Annotated in this window: 19 protein-coding genes and 3 tRNA genes; 16 read left to right on the top strand and 6 right to left on the bottom strand. The window is 62.2% G+C overall.

Translation table 11 applies throughout. From position 1 onward, the window contains the following. The first annotated feature begins 4 nt into the window (after positions 1–4). From GCT13_RS09195 to nagZ, 9 genes are all read left to right on the top strand, one after another. On the top strand, positions 5–262 hold the full coding sequence (locus GCT13_RS09195; RefSeq protein WP_321574262.1) for a glutaredoxin family protein: 258 nt from the start codon (positions 5–7) through the stop codon (positions 260–262). Positions 263–449: 187 nt separating this feature from the next. Continuing rightward, a complete protein-coding gene (lepA, locus tag GCT13_RS09190) occupies positions 450–2,243 on the top strand; it encodes a translation elongation factor 4 (protein WP_152757145.1) in 1,794 nt (597 codons plus the stop codon). Between the two features lie 19 nt (positions 2,244–2,262). Beyond that, complete coding sequence (gene lepB, locus GCT13_RS09185) at positions 2,263–3,156, top strand: signal peptidase I (RefSeq protein ID WP_152757143.1); 894 nt, start codon at positions 2,263–2,265, stop codon at positions 3,154–3,156. 174 nt (positions 3,157–3,330) lie between these two features. Beyond that, the gene (gene rnc / locus GCT13_RS09180) at positions 3,331–4,728 is read left to right on the top strand and encodes a ribonuclease III (RefSeq protein WP_152757141.1); all 1,398 of its coding nucleotides are present in this window, start codon (positions 3,331–3,333) and stop codon (positions 4,726–4,728) included. A gap of 61 nt (positions 4,729–4,789) precedes the next feature. Further along, positions 4,790–5,689, top strand: coding sequence for a GTPase Era (gene era, locus GCT13_RS09175; RefSeq protein ID WP_152757139.1), 900 nt, complete (start codon positions 4,790–4,792; stop codon positions 5,687–5,689). Next, the gene (recO, locus tag GCT13_RS09170; protein WP_152757137.1) at positions 5,676–6,710 is read left to right on the top strand and encodes a DNA repair protein RecO; all 1,035 of its coding nucleotides are present in this window, start codon (positions 5,676–5,678) and stop codon (positions 6,708–6,710) included. The genes era and recO overlap by 14 nt, the downstream gene beginning before the upstream one ends. Beyond that, positions 6,707–7,471: a pyridoxine 5'-phosphate synthase gene (pdxJ, locus tag GCT13_RS09165; RefSeq protein ID WP_152757135.1), complete on the top strand. Its 765-nt coding sequence runs from the start codon at positions 6,707–6,709 to the stop codon at positions 7,469–7,471. Before recO ends, pdxJ begins: the two co-directional genes overlap by 4 nt. 34 nt (positions 7,472–7,505) lie before the next feature. Beyond that, entirely contained in the window at positions 7,506–7,913 is a 408-nt protein-coding gene (gene acpS, locus GCT13_RS09160) for a holo-ACP synthase (RefSeq protein ID WP_152757133.1), read from the top strand. Between the two features lie 66 nt (positions 7,914–7,979). Beyond that, entirely contained in the window at positions 7,980–9,011 is a 1,032-nt protein-coding gene (gene nagZ, locus GCT13_RS09155; RefSeq protein ID WP_152757130.1) for a beta-N-acetylhexosaminidase, read from the top strand. Positions 9,012–9,061: 50 nt separating this feature from the next. Here the strand turns inward: nagZ and GCT13_RS09150 are convergent, their stop codons facing one another. The 4 genes from GCT13_RS09150 to earP form a co-directional block, all read right to left on the bottom strand. Beyond that, the gene (locus tag GCT13_RS09150; protein WP_152757128.1) at positions 9,062–10,444 is read right to left on the bottom strand and encodes a sigma-54-dependent transcriptional regulator; all 1,383 of its coding nucleotides are present in this window, start codon (positions 10,442–10,444) and stop codon (positions 9,062–9,064) included. 166 nt (positions 10,445–10,610) lie between these two features. Further along, on the bottom strand, positions 10,611–10,817 hold the full coding sequence (locus tag GCT13_RS09145) for a CsbD family protein (protein WP_152757126.1): 207 nt from the start codon (positions 10,815–10,817) through the stop codon (positions 10,611–10,613). A 288-nt stretch (positions 10,818–11,105) separates the two neighbouring features. Beyond that, the gene (gene efp / locus GCT13_RS09140; RefSeq protein WP_012400257.1) at positions 11,106–11,663 is read right to left on the bottom strand and encodes an elongation factor P; all 558 of its coding nucleotides are present in this window, start codon (positions 11,661–11,663) and stop codon (positions 11,106–11,108) included. Positions 11,664–12,032: 369 nt separating this feature from the next. Further along, complete coding sequence (earP, locus tag GCT13_RS09135; protein ID WP_152757124.1) at positions 12,033–13,214, bottom strand: elongation factor P maturation arginine rhamnosyltransferase EarP; 1,182 nt, start codon at positions 13,212–13,214, stop codon at positions 12,033–12,035. 1,195 nt (positions 13,215–14,409) lie between these two features. Here earP and ltrA point away from each other — a divergent pair. The 7 genes from ltrA to GCT13_RS09095 all read left to right on the top strand — a co-directional run bounded on the left by ltrA (position 14,410) and on the right by GCT13_RS09095 (position 20,444). After that, positions 14,410–16,110, top strand: a complete 1,701-nt coding sequence (ltrA, locus tag GCT13_RS09125; RefSeq protein WP_152757122.1) for a group II intron reverse transcriptase/maturase — start codon at positions 14,410–14,412, stop codon at positions 16,108–16,110. Between the two features lie 172 nt (positions 16,111–16,282). Next, positions 16,283–18,457 (top strand): excinuclease ABC subunit UvrC, encoded by a 2,175-nt coding sequence (uvrC, locus tag GCT13_RS09120; protein WP_152757120.1) that lies wholly within the window; start codon positions 16,283–16,285, stop codon positions 18,455–18,457. Positions 18,458–18,613: 156 nt separating this feature from the next. Then, positions 18,614–19,204: a CDP-diacylglycerol--glycerol-3-phosphate 3-phosphatidyltransferase gene (pgsA, locus tag GCT13_RS09115; RefSeq protein WP_152757118.1), complete on the top strand. Its 591-nt coding sequence runs from the start codon at positions 18,614–18,616 to the stop codon at positions 19,202–19,204. Between the two features lie 136 nt (positions 19,205–19,340). Then, positions 19,341–19,416 (top strand) — tRNA-Gly (locus GCT13_RS09110). Between the two features lie 63 nt (positions 19,417–19,479). Then, positions 19,480–19,555: transfer RNA gene (locus tag GCT13_RS09105), tRNA-Gly, on the top strand. 136 nt (positions 19,556–19,691) lie between these two features. Continuing rightward, positions 19,692–19,765: transfer RNA gene (locus tag GCT13_RS09100), tRNA-Cys, on the top strand. 178 nt (positions 19,766–19,943) lie between these two features. Further along, the gene (locus GCT13_RS09095; RefSeq protein ID WP_152757116.1) at positions 19,944–20,444 is read left to right on the top strand and encodes a GNAT family N-acetyltransferase; all 501 of its coding nucleotides are present in this window, start codon (positions 19,944–19,946) and stop codon (positions 20,442–20,444) included. 11 nt (positions 20,445–20,455) lie between these two features. Here the strand turns inward: GCT13_RS09095 and GCT13_RS09090 are convergent, their stop codons facing one another. Together GCT13_RS09090 and GCT13_RS09085 are read right to left on the bottom strand one after the other, a co-directional pair. Beyond that, positions 20,456–21,346 (bottom strand): cytochrome c oxidase assembly protein, encoded by an 891-nt coding sequence (locus GCT13_RS09090; RefSeq protein WP_152757114.1) that lies wholly within the window; start codon positions 21,344–21,346, stop codon positions 20,456–20,458. A gap of 9 nt (positions 21,347–21,355) precedes the next feature. Beyond that, positions 21,356–21,835, bottom strand: coding sequence for a copper chaperone PCu(A)C (locus tag GCT13_RS09085; protein WP_152757112.1), 480 nt, complete (start codon positions 21,833–21,835; stop codon positions 21,356–21,358). Positions 21,836–21,849: the final 14 nt, after the last annotated feature.

Genomic DNA, 21,849 nt, shown 5'->3' with positions numbered 1-21,849 from the left:
CGACGTGGTATCGCTGACGCTTTACGGACGCGCGTGGTGCCACCTCTGCGACGACATGCGCGCGGCGCTCGAGCCGTTGCTGGCCGAGTTCGGCGCGCAGGTCGAAGTAATCGACATCGACGCCGATCCGTCGCTGGAAGCGCGTTACAACGACTGGGTGCCCGTGCTGGTTCATGAGGGCGTCGAGTTGTGTCGCTACCACCTCGACGAACCGCGGGTGCGCGCGGCGCTAGCGGGTCATCGCGCTACGCCGGCATGCTGAACGGGGTCGCTGCGAGCGGCCGGCAGATGAGGCCGTGACAGTCGGCCAGAGAGCACGAATGATTCCCGCCGACCGCAAGACGCGCCCGTCGACCCCCTTTTCGGCTAAAATAGACAGGTTTTTCACCTACTTACAAGGCGTGCTCCGCAATCGTCCGAGCGCGCCTTTTTCGCTTGATCGGCACTGAATGGATCATATTCGTAACTTTTCGATCATTGCGCACATCGACCATGGCAAGTCGACGCTCGCCGATCGCATCATCCAGATTTGCGGCGGTCTGTCGGACCGCGAAATGGAAGCACAGGTTCTCGACTCGATGGATCTCGAGCGCGAGCGCGGCATCACCATCAAGGCACAGACGGCCGCGCTGACGTACCGCGCGCGTGACGGCAAACTGTACAACCTCAACATGATCGACACGCCGGGGCACGTCGACTTCTCGTACGAAGTCAGCCGTTCGCTGTCCGCGTGTGAAGGCGCGTTGCTGGTCGTCGACGCTAGTCAGGGCGTCGAGGCTCAGACGGTCGCGAACTGCTACACGGCAATCGAACTGGGCGTCGAAGTGGTGCCCGTGCTCAACAAGATCGATTTGCCCGCTGCGAATCCGGAAAACGCGATCGCCGAAATCGAGGACGTGATCGGCATCGACGCCACCGACGCCACGCCATGCAGCGCAAAGACGGGCATGGGCGTCGAGGACGTGCTGGAAGCGCTGATCGCGAAGGTGCCACCGCCGAAGGGCAACGCGGACGAACCGCTGCAGGCGCTCATCATCGACTCGTGGTTCGACAACTATGTCGGCGTCGTGATGCTGGTGCGTATCGTCAACGGCACGCTGCGTCCGAAGGACCGCATTCGCCTGATGGCGACGGGCGCCGAATATCCCGTCGAGCATGTCGGCGTGTTCACGCCGAAGTCGAAGAATCTCGAATCGCTGTCGGCAGGGCAGGTGGGCTTCATCATCGCGGGTATCAAGGAACTGACGGCGGCGAAGGTCGGCGATACCGTCACGACCGTCAAGAATGCCGCGCCCGAACCGCTGCCCGGCTTCAAGGAAGTGAAGCCGCAGGTGTTCGCTGGTCTCTATCCCGTTGAAGCGAACCAGTACGACGCGCTGCGAGAATCGCTCGAAAAGCTGAAGCTCAACGACGCATCGCTGATGTACGAGCCGGAAGTGTCTCAGGCACTCGGCTTCGGCTTCCGTTGTGGCTTTCTCGGTCTGCTGCATATGGAGATCGTCCAGGAACGTCTCGAGCGCGAGTTCGACATGGACCTGATCACCACTGCGCCAACCGTGGTGTACGAAGTCGTGCAGCGCGATGGCACGATCATGATGGTCGAGAACCCGGCGAAGATGCCCGACCCGTCGAAGATCGAAGAGGTGCGTGAGCCGATCGTCACCGTGAACCTGTACATGCCGCAAGACTATGTCGGCGCGGTGATCACGCTGTGTACGCAAAAGCGTGGCTTGCAGGTGAACATGCAGTACCACGGCCGCCAGGTTCAGTTGACGTACGAAATCCCGATGGGTGAAATCGTGCTCGACTTCTTCGATCGCCTGAAGTCGGTGTCGCGCGGCTACGCGTCGATGGATTACGAGTTCAAGGAGTATCGCGCGTCGGATGTCGTCAAGGTCGACATGCTGATCAACGGCGACAAGGTCGATGCGCTGTCGGTGATCGTCCACCGTTCGCAGAGCCAGTACCGCGGCCGTGAAGTGGCAGCGAAGATGCGCGAGATCATTCCGCGCCAGATGTACGACGTCGCGATTCAGGCCGCGATCGGCGCGCATATCATCGCGCGTGAGAACATCAAGGCGCTGCGTAAGAACGTTCTTGCCAAGTGTTATGGCGGCGATATTACGCGTAAGAAGAAGCTGTTGGAGAAACAGAAGGAAGGCAAGAAGCGGATGAAGCAGGTCGGCTCCGTCGAGATTCCGCAAGAGGCCTTCCTAGCAATTCTGCGCGTCGAAGACAAATAAGACTAAAAACTGGAACCCTATGAATTTTGCGCTGATTCTTTTTGTGCTCGTGATCATTACGGGCGTGGCATGGGTCGCAGACAAACTGGTTTTTCTCCCGCAACGGCGCCGCGCGGCGGAAGCAGCTGTTGACGAGTTCGATCGTCAGCAGGCGCGCATCGGCGAGCGCTTCGCCGATGAGAACGCGCCTGCCACGCGCGCGCGCCTGCGTGAAGAAAAGCTGCGCCAACCGTGGTGGCTCGAATACACGGCGAGCTTTTTCCCGGTGATTCTCATTGTGTTTGTCGTGCGCTCGTTCGTCGTCGAGCCGTTCAAGATTCCGTCGGGCTCGATGGTGCCGACGCTGCTGGTCGGCGACTTCATTCTCGTGAACAAGTACGACTACGGCATTCGCCTGCCCATCGTGAATACGAAGATCACCGAGGGCCGTCCGCTGCAGCGTGGCGATATCGTCGTGTTCCGCTATCCGAAGGACGAATCCGTCGACTACATCAAGCGCGTGATCGGTCTGCCGGGCGATGTCGTCGCGTATCAGGACAAGAAGCTCACGATCAACGGTAAGCCCGTTCCGGAAACGCCGCTGCCCGACTACTTCGACGAAGAGCGCATCGGCTACGCGAAGCAGTTCGAAGAAGACATCGACGGCCGCAAGAACGCGATTCTCAACAATCCTGCCGTGCCACCGTTCATCGTCGGCGCCGAAGACTATCCGTATCGCGACAACTGCAAGTACGACGCGCAGGGCGTCGTGTGCAAGGTGCCGCCGGGCAACTACTTCATGATGGGCGACAACCGCGACAACAGCGCCGACAGCCGCTATTGGGGCTTCGCGCCGGACAAGAACATCGTCGGTCGCGCGTTCTTCATCTGGATGAACTTCAGCAATCTGAAGCGTATCGGCGGCTTCCATTGATTGCGCTTCGCGCGTCCCCATGCGGATGCGCCTCTGAGCCGCGCAACACGTCGCACAGTGATCGCGACGTGTTATCACGCTACTTTAACAACGCGCGGTAACGTCGCTACAACACGCTTTTCGGCGCCGGGGCCGCGTTTTCGCCCTGTGTGGCGCCCGCGTTATACTCTGCACATGCCCCTATCTCCGTTGGAAAGCCGTTTGCGCTACGAATTTCGCAATGCGGAATTGCTGCGCCAGGCTTTAACTCACCGCAGTCACAGTGCCACGCATAACGAGCGGCTGGAATTTCTCGGCGATTCCGTTCTGAACTGCGCGGTGGCCGCGCTATTGTTCCAACGTTTCGGCAAACTGGATGAAGGCGATCTGTCCCGCGTTCGGGCAAATCTGGTCAAGCAGCAGTCGCTTTACGAGATTGCTCAAGCCCTGAATATTTCAGAAGGCTTGCGGTTGGGCGAAGGCGAATTGCGCAGCGGCGGCTTCCGGCGCCCGTCCATCCTGGCCGACACGCTCGAGGCCATTCTCGGCGCGATCTTTCTGGACGGCGGCTTCGAGTCTGCGCAGACGGTCATCAAACGTCTTTACGTGCCGATTCTCGACCACATCGATCCGCGCACGCTCGGCAAGGACGCGAAGACCTTGCTCCAGGAATATCTGCAGGGCCACAAGATTCCGCTGCCGACCTATACGGTCGTCGCGACGCACGGTGCTGCGCACAATCAGCAGTTCGAAGTCGAATGCACGGTGCCCAAGCTGGATGTGAAAGTGTCCGGTTCCGGCGCGAGCCGTCGTGCCGCCGAACAGGCGGCGGCGAAGAAGGCACTCGACGAAGTGATGGCGGCGGCGCCGGCCATGGTTGCCAAGCCGAAGCGCTCGAAAGGCGCGCGAGCGGCCAAAGCCGAGGTGGAATTCGTGCCGGGCGTGACAGGCGTGCAGGCGGCGCTCGATCTGCGCGCGCCCGATCATCGCAAGGCCGAGCGTGCCGCGCGCGGCGACATGAAGCCGGCGTTACCGGATGTGCCATCCGCCGGCCAGGCCGCTGAAGCTGCGCCGCTGGCCGTGATCCGTGCCGCTCACGTCGAATACAGTCAGGAAGCGGCCGACAAGACGGAGCGCGCCGACAAGACCGAGCGTCCGGCGCGAGCAACCGACAAGACCGCCGAAAAGCCCGCTTCCGAGAAGTCGAACCCGGACAAGTCCGCGCAAGAAAAGGGAACGCACGATCGGACAGCCCAGGGAAAGGGTGAAAAAGCCGAGGGTGAAAAAGCCGAGGGCGAAAAACCCGAGGGCGAAAAGCCCGAAAAAGCAGACAAGCCCGCCGACAAACCGGAAACTGTCGTGCGCCTTACCGAACGCCAGCCGTCCGACAAGCCCGAAGCACAAGCGCGCCCCGTCGAAAAGCCGGCTGAAAAGCCCGCCGAAAAATCCGCAGACAAGCTTGACCCCAATCCTCGCGGCGCCGACAAGTCCGCGTCGCGTGCTCGCGAGGCCGCGCCGGGCGCGGGCGCGACCGATCTCGAATCCGGCGTCGCCGGCGCGGTGCAAACGCGCGTGGCCGATGCCGGTCATTGAACGCAATCCGACGTGAACGCGCCCTCACCGCGCGTCCACACGAACCTGCCGTAGTCTGAATATGAACGCTTCCACCCCCACTGGTTTTCGCTGCGGCATGGTCGCGATCGTTGGCCGCCCGAACGTCGGCAAATCGACGCTGATGAACGCGCTTGTTGGCCAGAAGGTCAGCATCACGTCGCGCAAGGCGCAGACGACTCGCCATCGCATCACGGGCATCAACACGCACGATGACGCGCAGTACATCTTCGTCGATACGCCCGGTTTCCAGACGCGCCACAGCGGCGCGCTGAACCGGTCGCTGAATCGCGCAGTGACATCGACGCTGACATCCGTCGATGCCGTGCTGTTCGTGATCGAGGCCGGCCGTTTCGGCCCGGACGACCAGAAGGTGCTCGACCTGATTCCCGCGTCGGCGCCGACGCTGCTGATCGCGAACAAGCTCGATCGCGTGGGCGACAAAGATTCGCTGTTCCCGTTCATGCAGCAGATGAGCGCATTGCGTGAGTTTAAGGAAATCGTGCCGCTGTCGGCGAAGAATCCCGACGACATCAGGCGCCTGTTGTCGACCGTCAAGCCGTACTTGCCCGAAGGCGAGCCGATCTACGGCGAAGACGACCTGACCGATCGCAGCGAGCGTTTCCTCGCCGCCGAAATCCTGCGCGAAAAAGTGTTCCGCTGGACGGGTGACGAGCTGCCGTACACGAGCACTGTGCTGATCGACAAGTTCGAGACGGAAGGGCGCCTGCGCCGCATCTTTGCGACGATCCTCGTCGAGCGCGATTCGCACAAGGCGATGATCATCGGTCAGAAGGGCGCGAAGCTCAAGCAGATCAGCACGGAAGCGCGCATCGACATGGAGAAGCTGTTCGATGGCCCCGTGTATCTGGAAACGTTCATCAAGGTGAAGAGTGGCTGGGCCGACAACGAAGCCGGACTCCGCGCCTATGGTTACGAATGACGGCGCGACGGGCACCCAATCTGACGCGTGGATGACGCTGCCGAACGACGCCAACCCGGACGCCGATCACGACGACTTCGCGCGCGCCCACAGCGGCGAGTCTGAGACGTCTGCGTCGTCCGCTCGGTCCGGGCGCGCGAAGCCCATGCGCACGGCAAAACGCAGCGCTAGCAGCCGTAACGCCGCCTCGCACCGCGAGCGCGACAACGACATCGAAGAAAGCGCCGACGACTACGGCGCGTCCGAACAACCACCGCGCAAGACGGCACGCCGGGCACCTTCGCGCGTGCCGCGCGCGCCGGCATCCGAATTCCGCATCGCCGAGCAGCCGGCGTTCGTACTGCACAGTTATCCGTATCGCGAGACGAGCCTGATCATCGATGTGTTGTCGCGCGATCACGGGCGTATCGCGCTCGTCGCGAAGGGCGCAAAGCGCCCGCATTCCGCACTGCGCGGCGTGCTGCAGACGTTCCAGCCGCTGTCGCTCGCATGGTCCGGCAAGTCGGAGATGCGCACGCTGACGGGAGCGGAGTGGGTCGGCGGAATGCTGCCGCTCACGGGCGATGCGCTCCTGTGCGGGTTCTACGTGAACGAGCTGCTCGTCAAGTTTCTCGCGCGCGAAGATCCGCATCCGCAACTGTTCCATCATTACGTCGTCACGCTGACGCGCCTCGCGCACGACGAACCGCCCGTGCAGGTGCTGCGTTCGTTCGAGCGCGTGCTGCTGCGCGAAACCGGCTACGCGATGTCGCTCAATCGCACGGTGGCACGCAAGGCCGTAGTCCCCGACGGGCGCTATGTGTTCGATCCCGAGCGCGGCGTGCGCGAAGCATCGAACGACGTTCCTTCGAACTGGCCTGTCATCAGCGGTCAAACCTTGCTCGACATGGAACAGGACGATTACCATCGAGCGCAGACCGTCGCGCAAAGCAAGACGCTGATGCGCTTTTTGCTCAACACCTATCTGGGCGGCACGCCCCTCGCGACGCGCCAGATTCTGATCGATCTGCAGAACCTATGAGCTTCTTTCTGACTTCCCCGAATGTGATCGACCTGGGCGTGAACATCGATCACGTCGCGACGCTGCGCAACGCGCGCGGCACGTCATACCCCGATCCCGTGCGCGCCGCGCTCCAGGCGGAAGAGGCGGGCGCCGATGCGATCACGCTGCATCTGCGCGAAGACCGCCGCCATATCGTCGACGCCGACGTGCGCGCGCTGCGGCCGCAACTGAAGACGCGCATGAACCTCGAGTGCGCGGTCACGAAGGAGATGCTCGACATCGCATGTGAAGTGCAGCCGCACGACGTGTGCCTCGTGCCGGAAAAGCGCCAGGAACTGACGACGGAAGGCGGGCTCGACGTCGCCGGTCATTTTGAAGCCGTGCGCGCCGCGTGCAAGCAACTGGCCGATGCCGGCTCGCGCGTATCGCTTTTCATCGACGCCGACGAAACGCAGATTCGCGCCGCGCATGAAGCGGGCGCGCCCGTCATCGAGCTGCACACGGGCGCTTACGCGGACGCACACGATCCGACAGAGCTGCAGCGCGAGTACGAGCGCATCGTGCGCGGCGTGGAGTTCGGCGCGTCGCTGGGCTTGAAGGTGAATGCGGGCCACGGCCTGCACTACACGAACGTCCAGCAGATCGCGGCGATCGAAGGCATCGTCGAACTCAATATCGGCCATGCGATCGTCGCGCACGCGATCTTCGCGGGCTGGGACAACGCCGTGCGCGAGATGAAGGCGATCATGGTCGCCGCGCGTCTCGCGGCGCGCTCGTAACGACACGCAACGACACAATAGCGGCGGCACGCATATGGCGATCTACGGCATCGGCACCGACATCGTTCAGGTGAGCCGCGTCGCGGCGGTGATGGAACGCACCAACGGACGCTTCGCCGAGAAAGTGCTCGGACCCGAAGAGCTGCGCGTCTATCAGGCGCGCAATGCGCGCTCGCAGGCGCGTGGGCTTGCGTTTCTCGCGACGCGCTTTTCCGTCAAAGAAGCGTTCTCGAAGGCGATCGGACTGGGCATGCGCTGGCCGATGACCTGGCGCACGCTGCAGACGCTCAATGAAGCGAGCGGCCGTCCTGTATGCGTGGCGTCCGGAGAACTCGCCGAGTGGCTTGCCGAACGCGGGATCACATCGCAGGTCACACTGTCCGACGAGCGCGATTACGCGGCGTCGTTCGTGATCGCCGAGACGGCCGATCGTTCTGCCTGATCACCCCGACGCGGCGCGAGCGCGCAAGCGGCGCCGCGTTCCCTTCCTTTTGCCCTCATAGACCCGATGAAACTGACTCCTGGCCCGGTGATGCTCGATGTGGTTGGCAAGACGCTGAACGCCGACGACGAGCGCCGCCTCGCTCATCCGATGACAGGTGGCGTGATCCTCTTCGCGCGTCATTTCGAAAGCCGCGCGCAACTCGTCGCGCTGACGGAAGCGATCCGCGACGTGCGCGACGATCTGCTGATCGCTGTCGATCACGAAGGCGGGCGCGTGCAGCGCTTTCGCACCGACGGTTTCACGGTGCTGCCGTCGATGGGCAAGCTCGGCGCGCTGTGGGACGACGACGTGCTGCACGCGACCAAGGTGACGACGGCCGTGGGCTACATCCTCGCGTCGGAGTTGCGCGCGTGCGGCATCGACATGAGCTTCACGCCCGTGCTCGATCTGAACTACGGCAACTCGCAGGTGATCGGCGATCGCGCGTTCCATCGTGATCCGCGCGTCGTCACGCTGCTCGCGAAGAGCCTCAATCACGGACTCGCGCTCGCGGGCATGGCGAACTGCGGCAAGCATTTTCCGGGTCACGGGTTCGCGTCGGCGGATTCGCACCACGCGGTGCCCGTCGACGAACGAACGCTCGACGAGATCCTCAAGGAAGATGTTGCGCCGTACGACTGGCTTGGCTTGTCGCTGGCGTCGGTGCTGCCGGGGCATGTGATCTATCCCAAGGTCGACAGCAAGCCGGCCGGCTTTTCGCGCGTGTGGGTCCAGGACATCCTGCGCAAGAAGCTGCGTTTCGAAGGCGCGGTCTTCAGCGACGATCTGTCGATGGAAGCCGCGCGCCAGGGCGGCACGCTGACGGAAGCCGCGACGGCTGCGCTCGAAGCGGGCGTCGACATGGTGCTGATCTGCAATCAGCCGGAAGAAGCGGGGAAGGTGCTCGATGCGCTGCGCTTCACGCAATCGAAGGAATCGAAGCGCCGCCTGAAGCGGATGCGTCCGCGCGGCAAGGCGTTGTCGTGGGAAAAGCTCGCCGCCGAGCCGCAGTATCAGCAGGCTCAGGCGCTGTTGCGCGCGGTGTTCGCTTCCTGAAAAGGACGGGCAAGACCCGTCCTTTTCTTTTGCGCCTGGCGCTGAGCGCGTCAGTTCAGCCGCATCCGTTGCAGCTTGTTGTACAGCGTCTTCGGACTGATGCCGAGCAGCGACGCCGCGCGATGCCGCGTGCCGCCGACGGCGTCGAGCGTAGCGCGGATCAGCATTTCTTCGACATCGGCGAGCGGCGTGCCGACCGTCACCTGCACGCGGCCGCCGTTCAGATCGCGGCCGCCGACACCATTGGCTTCGTCGGCGCGCAGCGTCTCTAGCACGTCGCCCGACGCGTGATACGCGCGCCGCACGCGCTCCTGCAATTCGCGCACGTTGCCGGGCCACTCGTACGCAAGACACTCGCGGACGAAATTCGGTCCGATCAGCTTCGTCGCATCGGCCACGCCGCGCGCGTTTGCCTCGTCGTTCAACTCGTCGACGAGCACTTGCGCGAAGAGCGACGGATCGTCGCCGCGCTCGCGCAGCGGCGGCAGTGACAGCGCGGCCGCTTCGAGCCGCAGGCCGAGATCCTGATGCAGGCTGCCATCGGCGACGGCTGCGCGTGGCATATTGCGCGTCGACGCGATCAGGCGGAAGTCGGTGGCGACCTGGTTCGTGCCGCCGACCCGCATGAAGGTCTGCGAATCGAGCGCGCCGAGCAGCGCTTCCTGCTGCGTGCGCGGCAGCAGCGTGATTTCGTCGATGAAGAGCGTGCCGCCGCTCGCCTGTTCGAAGAGGCCGGGTTCGCGCTGCTCCGCGCCGCCGAACGCGCCGCGTTCGTGGCCGAACAGCAGGCTGTCCAGCGGCCGGCCACCGGCGGCGGCCTGTGCCGAACGGCAATCGAGCATGACGAACGGCCCTTTGCGCCGGCGGCTCATCTCGTGCAGCGTGCGCGCGGCGACTTCCTTGCCCGTGCCCGCTTCGCCGGATATCAGCACGGCGGCTTCCGTCGGCGCGATATGCTCGATCGAATCGTACACATGCTGGATCGCGCCGCTGCGGCCGATCATCGGTCCGAAGCGGCCCATGCGGCGCAGCCTCGCGCGCAGTGACTGGACCTCCTCGGTCAGTTCGTAGGGACGCGGAATGCGCGCCAGCAGGCTGCGCAACCGCGGGATGTTGACGGGCTTGAGCAGATAGTCCCAGATGCCATGGCGCAAGCCTTCGATCGCGCTTTCGACCGTCGCGTTGCCTGTCATCACGATCACGGGCAACGCGCCGCCGGGCGGCTGCGCGGGCAGGTGCTGGAGCAGGTCGAGGCCGCTGCCGTCGGGCAGATTCAGGTCGACCAGCACGACGTCGGGGATAAAGCGGGTCAGCGCTGCGCGCGCTTCTGAGAGCGTGATGGCGGTGTCGACGGAGAAACCGTCGGCCGCAAGAATCGCGGACAGGCCTGACAGGCTATTGGGATCGTCTTCGACAATCAGGGCATGTGGCATAACGAGCGCAACTGTTCAGATGGACGGAGTCCCGACGCGCATGGGCCGCAGCGGCGGTCCCAAGCGCGCGGGCGCTGGATGAGTGGGCTTGAGTGGCCAATGCTCCTGGTCAGATGCAACGGCATCGGAAGTCGCCGGGCAATCAACGCCCGGTGCAGGTCGCCCGTCACAGGTCGCGATTCCGATCGAAGAAGCGGCGCACCTCGAGTTCGGCTTCGTCGCGCGTCTTCCCATATCGCTCCTGGATCAGACCCGCCAGCTTGTCGGCGCGGCCTTCCGCCTTGGTCAGTTCGTCGTCCGTGAGTTCGCCCCACGCAGTTTTCGCCTTGCCGATCATCTGTTTCCACCTGCCTTCAGCGATATCGTTGTTCATGGCACACCTCCCTTTTCTTCCGAATAAAACGAAAAGCCTCGTGGGCCTGAAATCCTTGGGAAGCAGGAGCTGTGCCAATGGAAATTATCTCGAAAAGTCAATGTGAGCGCGGACCGAAAGCACGAAAGCGCCAACCAACCTGGCAAAATTGCATCCTTGGCCGGTAAAGTTTTCCACCACCATACACGGTCGCGAAAAAAAGAAAAAGCGCCCAGATGGGCGCTTTTTTAACTCGAAGCCCTTAGTGAGTTAGGGCTTAAGACGATTGCCGTGCGGCGCGATTCAAACTCAGGCGCGGCTGCGGTATTCGTTGGTACGCGTGTCGATTTCGATCTTGTCGCCGATATTGCAGAAAAGCGGCACTTGCAGTTCGAAACCCGTGTTCAGTTTGGCCGTCTTGAGCACCTTGCCCGACGACGTGTCGCCCTTGACAGCCGGCTCCGTGTAGATGATTTCGCGGACCAGCGTGGTCGGCAGTTCGACCGAGATGGCCTTCTCGTTGTAGAACACGACTTCGCAAGCCATGCCATCTTCGAGGTAGTTGAGCGCGTCGCCCATCATTTCGGCTTCGACTTCGTATTGGTTGTAGTCGGCGTCCATGAACACGTACATCGGGTCGGCGAAGTACGAGTAGGTGACTTCCTTGCGGTCCAGCACGACGACGTCGAACTTGTCGTCCGCCTTGTAGACGGTTTCCATGCCTGCGCCCGTTAGCAGGTTCTTGAACTTCATCTTGACGACGGCGGCGTTGCGGCCCGACTTGTTGTATTCGGCCTTCTGAACGACCATCGCGTCGTTGCCGATCATCACGACGTTGCCGGTGCGGAGTTCCTGAGCGATCTTCATAAAACTGTCCTGTACGAAATAAGGTGCTTCAACTTTTTGCTCAACGGCATACGGCGCAAGCGGGTTCGGCACCCGGCGCGTGTTCGACGACCTATAAGGCGGATCAAACTGGATTGCGCGGTAAGCGGGGCCGGCGTCGACGGGGTGGGCGCGTTTTACCGCTCCCATTGCTTCCGTCCTACATGCCAGTCTGCTTCTGCCTTGCTGCTTTACCCGAAGCGTCCGTCTGCTTCTTTGTACCCGAAGCGGGCGCGTACTCGTGTGACACTGACAGCGCAACTGCGGAGGCCCACGAAAACTAACTCTTGCCAGACCCCTGCCGGTGGCGCCGTCGTGCCGCGCTTGCGTCGTCGGCCGTTGGATAACCGCTTATTTTAACTGAGTTTTTGCGAATTCCGCCAGATTTCCAGCGAGATCGCCGATCGACGCCAGATCGCGCGCCCAGTCGGCTGCGCGCGCCTCGAGCTTGGGCCGATAGCGATGAAGGTCAGCCCAATCCGGCGTGCCGTTGCCGTTCCACGCGTGCCAGAAGCGGCTGAGCGCCGCGCGCGCAGCCGCTGGAAGCCCGCGCGCATAGTGCGCGAGCGCGGCGTCGAGCTTCGGCAGATGGGCATCGTCGGCTTGCGGATAAATGTGCCAGATGAACGGACGCGCGGCCCACTGCGCGCGCACGAACGAATCTTCGCCGCGCACGAAGTTGATGTCGCTGATCCACAGCAGCTCGTCGTAGCCCGGCTGACCGGTGAACGCGAGCGCGTGGGCGCGCAGATTGCCGCACGACGCGTGCGCGCCCGCCGCGAACGACGACAAGCCGAAAAATCGCGCCACAGCGCCCGAAATGCGTCCCTCCGGCACGAGCAGGACGGTTTCGCCGCCGGCGTCGCGCCACTGCGCGAGCAGGCTGTCGACGGCCGGATTTTCATACGCGAACAGCGACACCACGGTTGCGCCCTGTTCCGGCGGCGCGCTGCCCGTCTTCGCCTGCCACCAGGCGGCGCGCGCGTCAGGCGACGCCAGGAATGCCGCGCGGCGCGCGTCGAGGTCGCGCTCCTTCAGCACGCCGCCCGTGCCTTTGCCGAGCCCCGGGAAGAAAAATGTTTTTGTCAGCGCGTACCGCGGATGCGGCGATGGCCGCAAGTGAAAATCCGCGACCCAGTCTTCGCCGCTCAGATATTCGAGGTTGAACCAGACGGGCGCGCGCTCGCGCCGCGCCATCGCCGCGATATAGACGGGCGGCAGTTCGCACGCGAACGCCTCGACCACGACGTCGGCCACCTGCAGCGTATCGCCCGCGTGCGCCGGGTCGTGCCAGTGCTCGATGACGATGCCGTCGACCCTCTGCCGGGCGCTTTCGACATCGACGGATGGATTGAGCTTGTGAAACGCATGCAGATCGTCGACGAACATGCGCACCTGCCAGCCGTGTTCGTTCGCGAGCTGCCGCGCGAGCCGCCAGCAGACGCCGATATCGCCGAAGTTGTCGATCACCGCGCAGAAAATGTCGCACGCGATCGCTGGGGGCCGTGGCCGTCGAGTGGAGGCGGAGGACATGATGGCGGTGCCTGGGTTCGGGCGCGGGCGGAATGTTCTAAACTGGCGATTCTAGTGCGACACGCACGCTCGTGTCCGGGTAGCCCCAACGTAAGGGGCATCGACTAGCGGCAAAGGAGGCGTCTACATGAGCCTAACCAGTCGCGAAGATATCACGCGGAGCATCGGGAAGGGGCGCGAGTCCCTCGACGCAACTGCTCAGAAGTGGGGTATCTCTTGTAGCGAAGCGAGAGCCGGTAGAGGTTTACCGGGTCTCGTCCATACGAGTCTCGGTGAAGCACATTCTCCGAGAGCTCGCATTGCATTGACCTGATTACCGTCAGGTTCCGCCCCGTCAGCGGCTTCATCTCCGCCGACTGGGCGGGGTGATGTATGCAATTCCTGCGCCGTCACTGGCAATGGATTCGCGAACCGATACGAGCGGAAGCTCGGTGTGTCATTGTTTGGCCTCGTCAGCTGTAGGGCGAGGATAGTGAACCTGCTGTACGACCAGCAGTAGCCTAGGAAGACATGCGTCACTGGCAACGGTGGGGTGTGAAGCTCTTCTGACAATGTAGCCTCCGGATTTTTCGGGCAGGTCATTCCCGCGAGGGATTGGTCTGGACACTCCTAGCAGCAAAGGGGTCGAGGAGCTAGGCTGGCCGACAGGGTTAACGTATGTGAACTGCTGATAAACCTCGTTACCAGTGAGGAGCCAAAGCTGCTTGAACACCGGGCTCTAACCAAAAAGGTACGTGGCTGGTTAGTCCACTTAGAATTTGGGCTACGTCGTTGTTAAGCCACCGGGGGATAGGCGGAACCTACGTCGGTCGTGTGACATGCCGGGAACGTGGTAAGCCTGTATGGTTGCCAGCCGTTGTTTGGCTGGCAGGCGAACCGCAAGGGACGCTGATGATTGTGCAGGTATGGGAGGACGGAAAAAGCGAATGTCGGGCTGTAATGGCCCGGATAGGGGTTGCGACATTACCTCACGCGAAAGCGGGCAGACTTCCGTCTGGTCTACCGTCGCAAGGCGGCTGACTACCCTCATTAACTTGGTCAGGTGCGAGCGCATGCGTTCGTACTGAGGTGTTTGTCCGAGATAGGGGCGCATGCGCTCCTGTTTAGGTGTCTGTTGTTCCCCAGCGGGGTGTGTCTTCCCCGCTGGGGGAGATGCGCCTTCTGCCGGGGATCTAAACCAAGGTAGGAGAGCAGCATGAAAGTATCTGGTCGAAAGACTGGGTCTGCGCTTTCCCATGCGCCGGACAACTGGAACGCCGTGGATTGGCGTCGGGTTGAACGGAACGTGAGAGGGATGCAGATTCGAATTGCGAAGGCGACGCGGGAAAGTGACTGGCGCAGGGTGAAAGCTCTGCAACGGATGCTGACTCGCACGTTGTCCGCGAAGCTGTATGCGGTACGACGTGTTACGCAGAACCAGGGTGCGCGAACGGCGGGCGTCGATCGCGAACTGTGGAACTCGCCTGAGAGCCGGTGGGAAGCCACCGGTGGGTTGAAGCGGCGCGGATACAAGCCTCTGCCATTACGGAGAGTCTTTATCCCCAAGGCCAATGGAAAGGAGCGCCCGCTGGGCATCCCGACCATGCGGGACAGGGCGATGCAGGCCCTGTATCTGCTGGCTCTGGAGCCGGTGTCGGAATCGACGAGCGACCCGAACTCCTATGGGTTCAGGATAAACCGCTCGACGGCTGATGCTATGGGTCAGGTACGCGCTTGCACGTCCCGGAAGGATTCGTCCCGATGGGTACTGGAAGCGGATATCAAAGGCTGCTTTGACCACATCAACCACGACTGGCTGGAGAACCATGTCCCCATGGACAGGGAGATTCTCCGGAAGTGGTTGAAGGCTGGCCTGATTTACAAGGGTCAGCTACAGGCGACTGAGGCCGGTACGCCGCAGGGAGGAATCATCTCCCCGACGCTGGCGAATGTGACGCTAAACGGGCTGGAGCGTGAACTGGTTGCGCACCTCGGTGCGAAATTCGGGATCGTCAAAGCCAAGAAGTTGAAGGTCAATGTGGTGCGATACGCGGATGACTTCGTGATTACCGGCGACTCGAAAGAGATACTGGAAAGCGTGGTCAGGCCTTGGGTGGAAGCGTTCCTTGCGGTCCGGGGGCTGCAACTGTCTGAGGCGAAAACTCGGATCACCCATATTGACGACGGCTTCGATTTCCTTGGGTGGAACTTCCGGAAGTACTCGGGAAAACTGCTCATCAAGCCGAGCAAGAAGAACGCGCAAGCGTTCTATCGCAAGGTGGCGGAAACGATTAGCGGCAACAAAACGGCAAAGCAGGGGGATCTGATCCAACTGCTGAACCCGATGTTGCGCGGATGGGCGCAGTATCACCGTCCGGTCTCTGCCAAGCAGACGTACAGCCGCATGGAGCATCTGATTTTTCGGAAGCTCTGGCGGTGGTCGAAGCGGAGGCACCCGCAAAAGAGCGCTGTGTGGGTGAAACAGAAGTACTTTCACTCTATTGGTGCCCGACACTGGGTGTTTGCGGTTCGTACGGAACGCGAAGACGGCAGTTGGGGGCTGAATGAGCTGTACCAGCTTAGTGGTATGGCTATCAAACGGCACACGAGGATCAAGGGCGAGTTCAATCCTTTTGATCCGACATGGGAGCAATATGGCGAAACCTTGCGGCAGGGGCGTATGTGGGAACAAATGCGCTACCGAAAGCAGTGGGCGACGCTGTATATGTCACAAGGCGGCTTATGCGCGCATTGTGGCTGTGCGCTGACGGACGAAACGGGCTGGCACGATCATCATCTGGAATATCGGATGCATGGTGGTGCCGACACTCTGTCGAACCGGGTGCTGCTCCACCCGCACTGTCACCAGCAAGTGCACGCTGGTAAGCTGGTTGTAACTAAGCCGGTTCTGTCGTAGACAGAACTTTGTTTGTAGATTTGAGCCGTATGCGGGGAAACTCGCACGTACGGTTCTCGGGGGGCCCGGCTTTCGCAAGAAAGTCGGGCTACCCGACAAGCACGCAAACGCACGCGAAAGTACTCAACCCACACAACGCGCCGTCCACACACGGCGCCCGGCCCGATTCTGCATGACCCGATCCGATTCCTCACCCGCATCCGATGCCGCCGCGAAGTCCGACGCGCCCGACAGCGCCGCCGACGACTTCGACCCGAAAAAAGTGCTGCGCCAGTTGCCGCATATGCCGGGCGTCTATCGTTACTACGATGCGCAGGGCGCGGTGCTGTACGTGGGCAAGGCGCGCGACCTGAAGAAGCGCGTGTCGAGCTACTTCACGAAGACGCTGCTGTCGCCCCGCATCGCGATGATGGTCACGCGAATCGCGAAGATCGAAACGACCGTTACGCGTTCGGAAGCTGAAGCGCTGTTGCTTGAGAACAATCTCATCAAGGCTTTGGCGCCGCGCTACAACATTCTGTTTCGCGATGACAAGTCGTATCCGTACCTGAAGCTGACGGGCCATCAGTTTCCGCGCATGGCGTATTACCGCGGTTCGGTCGACAAGAAGAACCAGTATTTCGGACCGTTTCCGAGTGCTTGGGCGGTACGCGAGAGCATCCAGATCTTGCAGCGCGTATTCCAGTTGCGCACCTGCGAGGATTCCGTATTCAACAACCGTACGCGGCCGTGTCTGCTGCATCAGATCGGACGATGCACGGCGCCATGCGTCGGCGCGATCAGCGAAGAGGACTACGCACGCGACGTATCCAATGCGTCGCGCTTTCTGCTCGGACGGCAGTCCGAAGTGATGAAGGAACTCGAGCAGAAGATGCATGCGTTCGCAAGCGAACTGAAGTTCGAGCAGGCGGCGGCGGTACGCAATCAGATGAGTTCGCTGTCGACGGTGCTGCATCAGCAGGCGATCGAAGTGGGTGGCGAAAGCGACGTCGATATTCTTGCTGTCGTCGCGCTCGGCGGACGCGTTTGCGTGAATCTGGCGATGGTGCGCGGCGGCCGGCATCTGGGCGACAAGGCTTATTTCCCGACGCATGTCGAAAGCGCGCTGACGGCCGAGGAGGGCGGTATCGAGGACAGCGATGCAGCGGGAGTCGCACCATCCGCGCTGCTCGATATCGAAGCGGAACTGGGCGAGGAAACGGATGAACGCGCGGACCAAGCCGCTTCGGATGCAAACGGGACGAGCGAAAGCGACGAGGCATCCGAAGCCACCGACGATAGCGACTCAAAGCCGCGCCCCGGCATCGAGGCCGAAGTGCTCGAAGCGTTCATCGCGCAGCACTATCTCGGCAATCGCGTGCCGCCTGTGCTCGTCGTCAGCCATGCGCCCGCAAGTCGCGAGCTTGTCGATCTGTTGATCGAACAGGCTGGCCACAAGGTCACGCTGCTTCGCCAGCCGCAAGGCCAGAAGCGCGCGTGGCTCGCGATGGCCGAGCAGAATGCGCGGCTCGCGCTCGCGCGCTTGCTGTCCGAACAGGGCTCGCAGCAGTCGCGCACGCGCGTGCTCGCCGACACGCTGTCGCTCGAATGCGATGACCTTGCGCATCTGCGCATCGAGTGCTTCGACATCAGTCACACGATGGGCGAGGCGACGCAGGCATCGTGCGTCGTCTATCACCATCACAAGATGCAGTCGTCGGAGTACCGGCGCTACAACATCACGGGCATCACACCCGGCGACGACTACGCGGCGATGCGTCAGGTGCTGACGCGCCGCTACGAGAAGATGGTCGCGCAGGCCGCGGCGAACGCAAACGACGAAGCGGCCGAACTGCAACCGGAAGCCGCCGCCGATCCGGCCGTCACGCCCGAAGGCGCGGAACCCGCCGCCGCGGGCGGTGTGCTGCCGAACATCGTGCTGATCGACGGCGGCAAGGGTCAGGTCGAGATTGCACGCCAGGTGTTCAACGAGCTCGGGCTCGATTTGGGCATGCTGGTCGGCGTCGCGAAGGGCGAAGGGCGCAAGGTCGGTCTGGAGACGCTCGTGTTCGCGGACGGCCGGTCGTCGCTCGAACTCGGCAAGGAAAGCGCGGCGCTGATGCTCGTCGCGCAGATCCGCGACGAAGCGCACCGCTTCGCGATCACGGGCATGCGCGCGAAGCGCGGCAAGACGCGGCAGACGTCGCGGCTCGAAGAGCTGGAAGGCGTCGGCGCGAAACGGCGGCAGCGGCTCCTCGCGCGCTTCGGCGGCTTGCGTGGCGTGGTGGCGGCGAGCGTCGACGATCTCGCGAGCGTCGAAGGCATTTCGCGCGCACTGGCCGAGCAGATCTATCGACAGTTGCATTGATGCGCGCTCGCGCCGTGTGGCGGCGAGTCGCGCGCCGACATGCGCCTGTCACTACCCGCGCCGCGCCGCTCAGACCCGCGCTGGGCACGTTGCTTGTAGCGCGTCCGGTGAACCGGCACAATTGCATCTCTTATCTCAGAACCTTGCGCCTGCCCCATGCCGTTTAATTTCCCGATCTTCCTGACATGGCTGCGGATCGTATTGATTCCGCTCGTCGTGGGCGTGTTCTATCTGCCGGACATGATGCTGAGCCCGGCGCACCGCAATCTGGCCGCTGCGACGATTTTCATCCTCGCGGCGCTGACTGACTGGTTCGACGGTTTTCTCGCGCGCAAATGGAATCAGACGTCAGCGTTCGGCGCGTTCCTCGATCCCGTCGCCGACAAGCTGATGGTCACGGCCGCGCTGCTCGTGCTCGTGCAGCTGGCGCGCCTCGATTCGGCGATCGCGCTCGTGATCGTCGGCCGCGAGATCGCGATTTCGGCGCTGCGCGAATGGATGGCGCAGATCGGCGCATCGAAGAGCGTCGCGGTGAATTCGCTCGGCAAGTTCAAGACGGCCTGCCAGATGGTTGCGATCCCGATGCTGCTGTTCTACGGTCCGCTGTCGCTCGGCGCGTTTGCGATCGACACGCGCGTGTGGGGCTTGTGGCTCATCTATCTCGCGGCGTTCCTCACGATCTGGTCGATGCTGTACTACATGAAGCTCGCCTGGCCGCAGATTCGCGAGCGCGGCGGAATGGCCTGAAAACGGTCACTACTAAAATTTTTATTCTCTCGTACAAAAAGGGTTGACACGATTCGGTGCCTTCTACATAATCTCGTTTCTCCGGTGAACGCGGTAACAAACAACGCGAAACACAGGGAAGCAGTAGAAGCAAAGCGCGGGAGTAGCTCAGTTGGTAGAGCGCAACCTTGCCAAGGTTGAGGTCGCGAGTTCGAGACTCGTCTCCCGCTCCAGAATTTGAAGCAGCGTTTTGCAGCAGTCAGCAGGCGTTGCGAATGCAGGTAATTGCAGTCCATGCGGGAGTAGCTCAGTTGGTAGAGCGCAACCTTGCCAAGGTTGAGGTCGCGAGTTCGAGACTCGTCTCCCGCTCCAAACACATGGGGAAGCAAAGCTTCCCTTTTTGTTTGATGCTTCGGCAGAAGCGTTGAGCTCAACTGGCCTTAGGGTCAATGCACAAAATCTGCGAGCCGTTGTCAATGCAACAGAGTACGGTCCGCAGTCCGCTTACGGCGCGATAGCAAAGCGGTTATGCAGCGGCCTGCAAAGCCGTGTAGGCCGGTTCGACTCCGGCTCGCGCCTCCAGCAAAGAAAAGCCCCGACATGTCGGGGCTTTTCTTTTATTCGCTTTCTTTCCGCCTTCTTTTCCGCGTGCGTTTGCGCGTGAGCGGCAAGCGAACGGCCGTCTCGCCTTCGTCCCATCGTCGCGGCATAATCGGCCCGTTGACGTCCAACGGATGTCTGTCTCACACAAGTCAATCTCATGACCGAGCATCAATCTACCGGCAGCAAAGAGACGACGCATATCGACTGGCGCTGGAAAGCGTTCGACGATTTGACCAACGTCGAGGTCTACGACATGCTGGCCGCGCGCGCGGCCGTGTTCGTGATCGAGCAGAACTGTCTGTACGGCGATGTCGACGGTCTCGATCCCGAGGCCTGGCATCTGTTCGCTTATGGCACGCCCGCAGCCGGCGCGCGTGCGAAGCTCGCCGGCTATCTGCGCGTGCTGTTGCCCGACGACCAGGATGCAGACATCCGCATCGGACGCGTGCTGACGACAGCCGGGTTTCGCGGCCAAGGGCTCGGCAGCGCGATGCTCGAGCGCGTGCTTGGGCACATCTATGCGCAGTGGCCGGGCACGCCCGTGCGTCTGCATGCGCAAGCGCATCTGCAGGCGTTCTATGGTGCGTTCGGCTTCGAGCCGATTTCGGAAGTCCACGAAGAAGACGGCATCCCGCATATCTGGATGCGGTCTTCCTGAGGCGCACGACCTCAATGCTGTCTGACGGGCAGCGCGCGCGATGACGGTTTCGACTGAACGGATGCCGTCTGCGGCGCGCGTTTCTCGTTGCGAAGTCGCGTGCGCGCCGACAGTTTCATCCAGTGCCTGAGCGCGAGCAGTGCGCCGATCACGCTCATCATCGAACCAGGAATCCACAGCAAGAGTCCGCCGATTTGTTGATCGCGCATCGGACTGAGCCATGTGAACGCGCGCCCGCAAATCGAATAGATCGGATAAAGCTCACGTGGCGTAAAGAAAATGAATGCGCCGAGCAGGATCTGCGGCGGAATCGCCGCGACGACGACCAGAATGCGACGCCCCGGTGACAGCCGCGCGGGCGGCGCGGGGCGCGAATCGAGCACGAGCCACCAGAACATCAATCCGTCGATCACCATGCTCCAGTTCATCACGCGATACAGCCGCCAATCGAGCATCGCGACGAAGTGGATCGGCGAAAGCAGCCAGAAGTAGATCAGTCCAACGAACAGAACGACGGCGACGACGGGATGGAACAGCACGTCGAGCGTCATGCGCACCCAGCGCGTCTGCGAGGCGGGCCGCAAGTAACGTTGCCGCCACGCGAACGGAATGCCCGCGCGCATCGCCGCGCCGGGATACGACAGCGCGATAAAAAACGGCCCGAGATGATGCAGCACCAGATGCTGCGCGCGATGCATGAAGAACTCATGCTCGAAGTAATAATCGAGCCGCGTATGCAGCGCGATATAGAGCGCGACGAGCCCGAACCAGAACGACAGTTGCCGCGCCACCGACACCCTCGCCTTGCGCACGCCGCGCGCAAACAGCAGCGCGGCGATCAGCATGACGATCACGACGGTCGGCGACGGCTCCCAGGGTTCGAGCCAGTAGAGCAGGTTCATCGTATGGCGTTACTTCACTTGCGCGGGGGACTTGACCGCGAACGGCGCATCGAGCGTTTCGCCGTCGGAGAACTGTAGCTTCAGGTGAACCGTGTCGCCCGGTGCGATCTTGTGCTTCGCGTCTTCGAGCATCACGTGATAGCCGCCCGGCGCGATCGCTGCCTGGCCGTGCGCGGGCACCGTCAGCTTGTCGACCATCACCATCTTTTGCGTCGAGCCGTTGGAGACCGTCTGATGCAACATCGCGCTGCCGTAATCGGCGCTCGAAATGTCGACGAGATCGACGGGCTTGTCGCTCGAATTGGTCAGCGTCACATACGCGGCCGCGGGCAGGTTGTTGGGCAGCCAGCGCACCCACGCGTTCTGCGCGGCGATGGCCTGCTTGCTGTCGGCTGCATGCGCGGCGATGCTGCCCGTCGCGACGAGCGCGATGGCTGTGGTGCAGGCGAGCGCGTGGATTCTTGAAAGCGTTTTGATTTTTTGTGTCATGGCGAACCTGTGAG

It is taken from the genome of Paraburkholderia franconis (genome assembly GCF_009362735.1).
Taxonomy (GTDB): domain Bacteria; phylum Pseudomonadota; class Gammaproteobacteria; order Burkholderiales; family Burkholderiaceae; genus Paraburkholderia; species Paraburkholderia franconis.
The sequence above is the reverse complement of the archived record's forward strand: the minus strand, read 5'-3'. Positions and strand labels throughout refer to the sequence as shown.

Bases quoted from the DNA above. Each gene is read 5' to 3' on its own strand.
- lepA (WP_152757145.1), top strand. From the start codon at position 450: ATGGATCATATTCGTAACTTTTCGATCATTGCGCACATCGACCATGGC.
- lepB (WP_152757143.1), top strand. From the start codon at position 2,263: ATGAATTTTGCGCTGATTCTTTTTGTGCTCGTGATCATTACGGGCGTG.
- rnc (WP_152757141.1), top strand. From the start codon at position 3,331: ATGCCCCTATCTCCGTTGGAAAGCCGTTTGCGCTACGAATTTCGCAAT.
- era (WP_152757139.1), top strand. From the start codon at position 4,790: ATGAACGCTTCCACCCCCACTGGTTTTCGCTGCGGCATGGTCGCGATC.
- recO (WP_152757137.1), top strand. From the start codon at position 5,676: ATGGTTACGAATGACGGCGCGACGGGCACCCAATCTGACGCGTGGATG.
- pdxJ (WP_152757135.1), top strand. From the start codon at position 6,707: ATGAGCTTCTTTCTGACTTCCCCGAATGTGATCGACCTGGGCGTGAAC.
- acpS (WP_152757133.1), top strand. From the start codon at position 7,506: ATGGCGATCTACGGCATCGGCACCGACATCGTTCAGGTGAGCCGCGTC.
- nagZ (WP_152757130.1), top strand. From the start codon at position 7,980: ATGAAACTGACTCCTGGCCCGGTGATGCTCGATGTGGTTGGCAAGACG.
- GCT13_RS09150 (WP_152757128.1), bottom strand. From the start codon at position 10,444: ATGCCACATGCCCTGATTGTCGAAGACGATCCCAATAGCCTGTCAGGC.
- GCT13_RS09145 (WP_152757126.1), bottom strand. From the start codon at position 10,817: ATGAACAACGATATCGCTGAAGGCAGGTGGAAACAGATGATCGGCAAG.
- efp (WP_012400257.1), bottom strand. From the start codon at position 11,663: ATGAAGATCGCTCAGGAACTCCGCACCGGCAACGTCGTGATGATCGGC.
- earP (WP_152757124.1), bottom strand. From the start codon at position 13,214: ATGTCCTCCGCCTCCACTCGACGGCCACGGCCCCCAGCGATCGCGTGC.
- ltrA (WP_152757122.1), top strand. From the start codon at position 14,410: ATGAAAGTATCTGGTCGAAAGACTGGGTCTGCGCTTTCCCATGCGCCG.
- uvrC (WP_152757120.1), top strand. From the start codon at position 16,283: ATGACCCGATCCGATTCCTCACCCGCATCCGATGCCGCCGCGAAGTCC.
- pgsA (WP_152757118.1), top strand. From the start codon at position 18,614: ATGCCGTTTAATTTCCCGATCTTCCTGACATGGCTGCGGATCGTATTG.
- GCT13_RS09095 (WP_152757116.1), top strand. From the start codon at position 19,944: ATGACCGAGCATCAATCTACCGGCAGCAAAGAGACGACGCATATCGAC.
- GCT13_RS09090 (WP_152757114.1), bottom strand. From the start codon at position 21,346: ATGAACCTGCTCTACTGGCTCGAACCCTGGGAGCCGTCGCCGACCGTC.
- GCT13_RS09085 (WP_152757112.1), bottom strand. From the start codon at position 21,835: ATGACACAAAAAATCAAAACGCTTTCAAGAATCCACGCGCTCGCCTGC.